The organism is Micromonospora sp. NPDC047753 (assembly GCF_040642735.1).
In the GTDB taxonomy this organism is placed as follows: Bacteria; Actinomycetota; Actinomycetes; order Mycobacteriales; family Micromonosporaceae; genus Micromonospora.
In genome coordinates, this window is the sequence record NZ_JBEYSL010000396.1 from 1 (window position 1) to 6389 (window position 6389).

A 6389-nucleotide genomic window follows, 5' to 3' on the forward strand; every position below is an offset into this window, starting at 1 on the left:
GCAGACCGGCACTGTCACCACCTGGCCCCGGGTGCCGAGCGCTGTGGTGGCGGAGCTGTACCGGCGTAGCCGGCCCCCCGAGCCGACCGCCCCCCGCACTCTCGACCCGTCGACCCTGCTGGTCCGGGAGATCCATCGGGGTGCCACCCCGAACACCGCCGCGCACCTGACCATCGACGGACGGATCTGGACGGCCCAGGGCACGAAGGCCGACGTGCCACTCAACCATCACCCGCTGGTCCGCGATTATCTCGACCAGCTGCCGCCCGGTGAGTTGGTTCGCGGCGGGGCGGCGCACGCTGAGCTGATCGTGGTCTCCGACGTCCTGCACGAGTACGACCACCGCCGCGCCGCCGAGGGCATCGCGCCGATGGGGCGGGCCGAGGCAGCGGCGCTGCTGGAGGGGGCCCGCTTCGAGATCTTCCGGGTCCGTGAGCCGGGCGACCCCACTGGCGGGCCCGCCGAACGGCCCTGCGACTCGTGCATCTCCTTCCTGGTCCGGGCGAACGTCCTCCCGGAGTCGGCTCGCGCCTGGACCGAGACCTGGAACGCGCCGGAGGCACCCGACCCCGATCCTGGGCGGTTCCCGGTGGAGGTCGCGAACGCGCTGGTCGCGGCCGGTTGGCAGCCACACATCGGGGATCAGATCATGGCCGCCGCCGCCGTACGGGACGTCACGTCGGTGCCGGGGCGCAGCCATCGGCACGAGGTCTTTCCCGCCGCGGTGGAGGCGCTCACCGCGTTCCCCAGCCTGGTCGGTGCGCGACGCGGCCGGGGCGAGCAGGTGTGGGTCTCCCGTTTCGACATCCGCCCGCACGCCATCGCGCACACCGCCGACAGCCTCGCGGACTTCGGCGCGGTGCTGGGCGTACGCCTCTTTCCGATCGGCACCGAGCAGCAGGACAGCATCCTGGCGGTGGACGAGCGCGGCCGGGTCTTCGCGCTCGACCAGGCCGGCGAGTGGTTCCTCGGCGACACCATCGACGCCGCGCTGACCACCCTGCTGCTCGGCCGCGCACCCGCCCGGGTGCGCGACGACGGCACCTGGCCGGCCGACCCGAGTTAGAGCGTGAGGCCGGTCAGCACCATGACCCGGGCCTCGGTGTAGTCGTCCATCGCGCTGCGCAGCCCTTCCCGGCCGACGCCGCTGCCCTTCACTCCGCCGTAGGGCATCTGGTCGGCGCGGTACGACGGCACGTCACCGATGATCACTCCGCCCACCTCCAGCGCGCGGGCGGCGGCGAAGGCCACGTCCAGGCGCCGCGTGAAGACGCCGGCCTGCAAGCCGTACGCCGAGTCGTTGACAGCTGTGAACGCGGCCTGGTCGTCGGCGACCGGGGTGACCACCAGCACCGGCCCGAACACCTCCTCGGCCACGACCTTGGCGTTCGCCGGCACGCCGGTGAGCACGGTCGGGGGGTAGGTCGCGCCGTCGCGGAGGCCGCCCACCTCGACGGTGCCGCCGGCGGCGACCGCCTCGGCCACCCACGTCTCGACCCGGCGGGCCGCGTCCTCGGACACCATCGGCCCGACGTCGGTCAGCTCGGACGCGGGGTCTCCGGTCCGCAGCCCTCGCACGGCCGCCACCAGTCGGGGCAGGAAGTCGGCGTGCAGGGCGTGGTGCACGTACACCCGCTGGACGGCGATGCACGACTGGCCGGCCTGGTAGTTGGCGAACGTCGCGATGCGCTGCGCGGCGAAGTCCAGGTCCTCGTCGGCGGTCCAGTCCGCGCAGAGCACCGCGGCGGCGTTGCCGCCCAACTCCAGCGTCACGTGCTTCTGCGGCGCGGCGCGGCGGATGGCCGCGCCGACCGGCCCGGAGCCGGTGAACGACACCACGGGTAGCCGGGGTTCGGTGACCAGTTCGGCGGCGCGGTCGTTGGGCAGCGGCAGCACCGAGAACATCCCGGCCGGGAGGTCGGTCTCGGCCAGCAGCTCGCCGAGCAGCAGCGCGGTCAGGGGCGTCGCGGGCGCGGGCTTGACGATGATCGGCGCCCCGACGGCGATGGCCGGCGCCACCTTGTGGGCGACGAGGTTGAGCGGGAAGTTGAACGGCGTGATGCCCAGCACCGGCCCGCGCGGCACCCTGCGGACCAGGGCGATCCGCCCCTCGGCGGCCGGGTCGGTGTCGAGTCGTTGCAACTCGCCGGAGAAGCGGCGGGCCTCCTCGGCAGCCCACCGGAAGGTCGACACCGCACGCCCGACCTCGGCGCGGGCCCACTTGAGCGGCTTGCCGTTCTCCGCGGTGATCAGGGCGGCGATCTCGCCCGCGCGCTCGGCGAGCCGCCGGGACACGTGGTCGAGGGCCGCCGCGCGGGCGTGCGCGGGCAGGGCCGCGGCCTGCGCGGCCACACCGGCCGCCGCGGCGACGGCGGCGTCGACCTGTTCGGGCGTGGCGACTGTGGTACGCCCCACCGGGCGGCCGTCGTACGGGTGGTGGACGGTCAACTCACCCTCGCCGGTGGCGGGGCGGGAGGCGACGAAGATGGGTACGGGCTCCACGCGGAGCAGAGTAGCCGAGCGACCAGCCGACGGAAACAGTCGCGATAACCCTTGTCTGCCGCGAATTCAGTAGCGAAGATGGCAGGGAGATTGCGATAACCGCCGCAGAATCGCGCCCCCGGCCCCCTCGGAGTGATCCCTCATGAGTGACCAGCAGCAGCTGCGCAACTTCGTCAACGGCTCCTACGTCGACCCGTCCGATGGCGGTTACGCCGACCTGGTCGACCCCTGCACGGGTGAGGTGTTCGCCCAGGCCCCGGTCTCCGGCGCCGCCGACGTGGACGCGGCGATGAACGCCGCCGCCACCGCCTTCGAGAGCTGGCGGGAGGTCACCCCGGCCGAGCGGCAGCGGGCACTGCTCAAGCTCGCCGACGCCGTGGAGGCGCGCGCCGCCGAGCTGGTCGACGCCGAGGTGCGCAACACCGGCAAGCCCCGCCAGCTCACCGCCGATGAGGAGCTTCCCCCGGCGGTGGACCAGTTCCGGTTCTTCGCCGGTGCCGCCCGGATGTTGGAGGGGCGGTCCGCCGGGGAGTACCTGGCCGGGCACACCTCCTACGTGCGGCGTGAGCCGATCGGCGTCTGCGCGCAGGTCACCCCCTGGAACTACCCGCTGATGATGGCGGTCTGGAAGATCGCCCCCGCGCTCGCCGCCGGCAACACAGTGGTACTCAAGCCGTCGGACACCACCCCGGTGTCGACACTGCTGCTCGCCGAGATCGCCGCCGAGTTCTTCCCACCGGGCGTGTTCAACGTGGTCTGCGGCGACCGGGACACCGGTCGCACCCTCGTGTCGCACCCGACCCCGCAGCTGGTGTCGATCACCGGCTCGACCCGCGCGGGCATGGAGGTGGCCGCCGCGGCGGCCCCCGACCTGAAGCGCACCCACCTGGAGTTGGGCGGAAAGGCCCCGGTGGTGATCTTCGACGACGCGGACGTGGCCGCGGCCGCCGAGGCCATCGCGATGGGCGGCTACTTCAACGCCGGGCAGGACTGCACAGCGGCCACCCGGGTGCTGGCCGGCCCCGGCGTCCACGACGACTTCGTGGCGGCGCTCGCCGAGCAGGCCCGCAACACGAAGACCGGCGCACCGGACGACGCCGACGTGCTCTACGGGCCCCTGAACAACGCCAACCAGCTCACCCGGGTCAGCGGTTTCGTGGACCGCCTGCCGGACCACGCGGCGATCCAGACCGGCGGGTCCCGGCAGGGCGAACGCGGCTACTTCTACGCGCCGACAGTGGTCTCCGGGCTGCGTCAGGCCGACGAGATCATCCAGGACGAGGTGTTCGGGCCGGTCATCACCGTGCAGCGCTTCTCCGACGAGGACGAGGCGGTGCGCTGGGCCAACGGCGTCGACTACGGCCTGTCCGCGTCGGTCTGGACGCACGACCACGGCCGGGCCATGCGGATGACCCGTCGACTCGATTTCGGCTGCGTCTGGGTCAACACGCACATCCCGTTCGTCTCCGAGATGCCGCACGGTGGCTTCAAGCACTCCGGGCACGGCAAGGACCTCTCGGTCTACAGCCTGGAGGACTACACCCGGATCAAGCACGTCATGCACAACATCGAGGGCTGACCGGTGAGCGCGAGGAGTGAGCCGGTCTTGCGAGCCCCCCAGCCGCGACCGAAGAGCGGTGCCGCGCCGACGTCCGAGGAGCTGCACAAGCGGCGCGGCGACGCCGTGGCCCGAGGTGTCGGCAGTGTGATCACCTCCTACGTGGACAGTGCGTCCGGCGGGACGATCACCGACGTGGACGGCCGGGAGTGGATCGACTTCGCCGCCGGCATCGCCGTGACCAGCGTGGGCAACTCGGCCCCGAGGGTGGTCGAGGCGGTCCGGGCGCAGGTGGAACGGTTCACCCACACCTGCTTCATGGTCGCGCCGTACGAGTCGTACGTGGCGGTGTGCGAGCAGCTCAACGCGGTGACGCCCGGCGGGTTCGCGAAGCGCTCGGCGTTGTTCAACTCCGGCGCGGAGGCGGTGGAGAACGCCGTCAAGGTCGCCCGGCACGCCACCGGGCGGCCGGCGGTCGTGGTGTTCGACCACGCGTACCACGGCCGGACCAACCTGACCATGGCGTTGACCGCGAAGAACATGCCGTACAAGCACCGGTTCGGGCCGTTCGCCGGGGAGATCTACCGGGTGCCGATGTCGTACCCGCTGCGTGATGGTGGGCTCTCCGGCGTGGAGGCGGCGGCCCGGGGGATCGAGATGATCGAGAAGCAGGTCGGCGCGGAGAACGTCGCCGCGCTGCTCATCGAGCCGATCCAGGGCGAGGGTGGCTTCGTCGTACCCGCGCCGGGTTTCCTGCCCGCGCTGCGCGCGTGGGCGACGGCGGCCGGGGTGGTCTTCGTCGCCGACGAGATCCAGACCGGTTTCTGCCGTACCGGTGACTGGTTCGCCTGTCAGCACGAGGGCGTCGAACCCGACCTGGTGACCCTGGCCAAGGGCATCGCCGGTGGTCTGCCGCTGGCCGCGCTGACCGGTCGGGCCGAGCTGATGGACGCGGTGCACGTCGGTGGGCTCGGCGGCACGTACGGCGGCAACCCGATCGCCTGCGCCGCCGCGCTGGCCACCATCGAGACAATGCGCGAGCTGGACCTGGCCGGTGCGGCCCGACGGATCGAATCGGTGCTGGTCCCCCGGCTGCGGGCCATCGCCGAGCGGGATCCCCGGGTCGCCGAGGTACGCGGCCGGGGCGCGATGCTCGCCGTGGAGCTGGTGCTGCCGGGCACCCTCACCCCCGACCCGGCCGCCACGGCGGCGATCTCGGCGGCCTGTCACGCCGCCGGCCTGCTCACACTGACCTGCGGCACGTACGGCAACGTGCTGCGCTTCCTGCCCCCGCTGGTGATCTCCGACGGGCACCTCACCCGAGGCGCGGACCTCCTCGACGCCGCCTTCGGGTGAGTGGCGGAGGGGCCCGGTGCACGGGCCCCTCCGGCGACGGGCCCGGTGTGCCAGGTCCGTCCGGCGACGGGCCCGGTGTGCCAGGTCCGTCCGGCGACGGGCCCGGTGTGCCGGGCCCGTCGCGCGATGTCAGCGAAGCACCTCGACGGTGTTGCGGCGCACCAGGTTCTTGCCCGGCTCGCGGATCTGCTCCATGGCGGCGGAGTTGAGCAGGACGCAGCTGCCCGACGGGCCGGTCACCGTCACAGTCGTCGCCCGGTTGTTGTCCAGGTTGGTCACCCGCAGCCGGGTGCCCACCGGGAACTGCCCACTGGTCGCCGCCGGACCGGCCGCCTCCTCGAAGAAGGTGATCGCCCCGGAGCACACCGACTGGGGCGCCGGGCCGGGCACGCCGGGAGACGCGACGCCGGGACGGACCGTGCCGGGGGCCGGAGCGCCGGCGGGCGGGGCCGCGCCGTCGACGCGTTCCACCACGTTGCGGCGGATCACATTCTTGCCGGGCTCGCGGACCAGCTCCATGGCAGCGGAGTTGAGCAGCACACAACTGCCCGACGGGCCGGTCACCGTCACAGTGGCCGCCCGGTTGTTGTCCAGGTTGGTCACCCGCAGCCGGGTGCCCACCGGGAACCGGTCGCTGGTCGCCGCCGGCGCCCCGCCCTCCGCGGAGAAGGTGACCGAACCGGAGCAGACCGACGACCGTGCCGGGGCCGTGTCGGCGAACCCGAAGCTGGTCCCCACCGACACGCCCACCGCGGCGAGCACCGCCACACTCGCTGCCAGCACGTGCCTGCGCTGCACCCTCATCGCCGTCACTCCCGTCCTCGGTGGTGTTCTTCACCCACCGGTACGGACCGGAGCGTCCTACCGTTCAGCCGGCACGGGTATCGATCGCGCGGCGACCAGGTCCACCGGGCCGTACCGGGTGCTCGGGGCCCTGGTTATCAGCGCCCAGTAACGGTCGCCGTACGACCAG

At 72.8% G+C, this 6389-nt stretch carries 5 protein-coding genes; 3 read left to right on the forward strand and 2 right to left on the reverse strand.

Annotated features, from left to right (window positions below; all coding sequences use genetic code 11):
• Positions 1-1066, forward strand: a 1066-nt coding sequence (locus ABZ749_RS26490) for an SUKH-3 domain-containing protein (RefSeq protein WP_357232557.1), incomplete at its 5' end; no start/stop codon positions are given.
• Here the strand turns inward: ABZ749_RS26490 and ABZ749_RS26495 are convergent.
• Complete coding sequence (locus tag ABZ749_RS26495) at positions 1063-2502, reverse strand: aldehyde dehydrogenase family protein (protein ID WP_357232560.1); 1440 nt, start codon at positions 2500-2502, stop codon at positions 1063-1065. The two genes, ABZ749_RS26490 and ABZ749_RS26495, sit on opposite strands and share 4 nt — an antisense overlap.
• 142 nt (positions 2503-2644) lie before the next feature.
• Between ABZ749_RS26495 and ABZ749_RS26500 the strand changes: the two genes are divergently transcribed.
• Both ABZ749_RS26500 and gabT read left to right on the forward strand, forming a co-directional pair.
• Entirely contained in the window at positions 2645-4081 is a 1437-nt protein-coding gene (locus ABZ749_RS26500; protein ID WP_357232563.1) for a gamma-aminobutyraldehyde dehydrogenase, read from the forward strand.
• 27 nt (positions 4082-4108) lie between these two features.
• On the forward strand, positions 4109-5416 hold the full coding sequence (gene gabT, locus ABZ749_RS26505) for a 4-aminobutyrate--2-oxoglutarate transaminase (RefSeq protein WP_357232566.1): 1308 nt from the start codon (positions 4109-4111) through the stop codon (positions 5414-5416).
• 129 nt (positions 5417-5545) lie between these two features.
• Here the strand turns inward: gabT and ABZ749_RS26510 are convergent, their stop codons facing one another.
• Complete coding sequence (locus ABZ749_RS26510) at positions 5546-6220, reverse strand: hypothetical protein (RefSeq protein WP_357232569.1); 675 nt, start codon at positions 6218-6220, stop codon at positions 5546-5548.
• Between the last annotated feature and the right edge of the window lie 169 nt (positions 6221-6389).

Bases quoted from the DNA above. Each gene is read 5' to 3' on its own strand.
- ABZ749_RS26500 (WP_357232563.1), top strand. From the start codon at position 2,645: ATGAGTGACCAGCAGCAGCTGCGCAACTTCGTCAACGGCTCCTACGTC.
- ABZ749_RS26510 (WP_357232569.1), bottom strand. From the start codon at position 6,220: ATGAGGGTGCAGCGCAGGCACGTGCTGGCAGCGAGTGTGGCGGTGCTC.